The organism is Ruegeria sp. AL12 (assembly GCF_056540885.1).
Genome location: NZ_JBQFXN010000101.1, coordinates 1 through 780 on the forward strand (window position 1 = coordinate 1; position 780 = coordinate 780).

A 780-nucleotide genomic window follows, 5' to 3' on the forward strand; every position below is an offset into this window, starting at 1 on the left:
GTTCGGCCAGCGTCAGCACAAGCCCTTCATCAATGGCCGAGAAAAAGACAAGGTCCCCGTTGCCCGCCACCTGCTGAATGGCGCGGACGTGATGCTGCCCACCAATCTGCACAACAACGGGGTGCGCCGCAAAGGTGAATGTCGTCAGTTGTTCCGGATCCTTGCCAAGGATACGGGCGTACTCGCGGGCGGCGGGCTCGGCATTGATCTCCTCAACGATGCGTTTTGCCGGATCCGCCTTGGTTACGACCATACGCCGGGTCGTTGGAACCAGATGATCAGTTTTGAACACCTTGATCGGGCACCGCGTACGAACCTGAGTCAGTATGGCAGCATTGCTCAGTGCTTTGCCCTGATGCAGCACATAAGTACGCCCGAACCGGGTTCCATCACCGGCCGATCCGCCAAACAATGGCACCGGCCCCAAGCCGACGGCCAACTCGGAGGTCAACGCATCCTCTTTGGTCGACAATCCGTCGATCATCAGGAATGTAAATTCATGGTTCCAGTCGGGCGCCGTGACCATCATGGCATTTCGGTTGTGGATCATCTCGTTGATGATGCTTTCCGCCTCAAAATCGTTCAGATCGGAAACCAGGACCGTACGCGTGTCGAAATGGGATTGCGGAAGGCCGATTGCGACGATCTGATCTTCGCAATAACCGCTATCCGCAAGTTCTCCGGCGGTGGTGCAGCCAACCACCGGCGTAGGCGCAAACACCTGCTCGGCTTTGGCAATGACCGCAGCCGCGTCCGCGTTCGGACTGACGAACAATATCA

1 protein-coding gene is annotated in these 780 nt (G+C 57.6%); it reads right to left on the reverse strand.

From position 1 onward, the window contains the following. The coding region (locus ACR0C6_RS21635) for an FIST signal transduction protein (protein ID WP_480621187.1) at window positions 1-780 on the reverse strand (780 nt) is incomplete at both ends.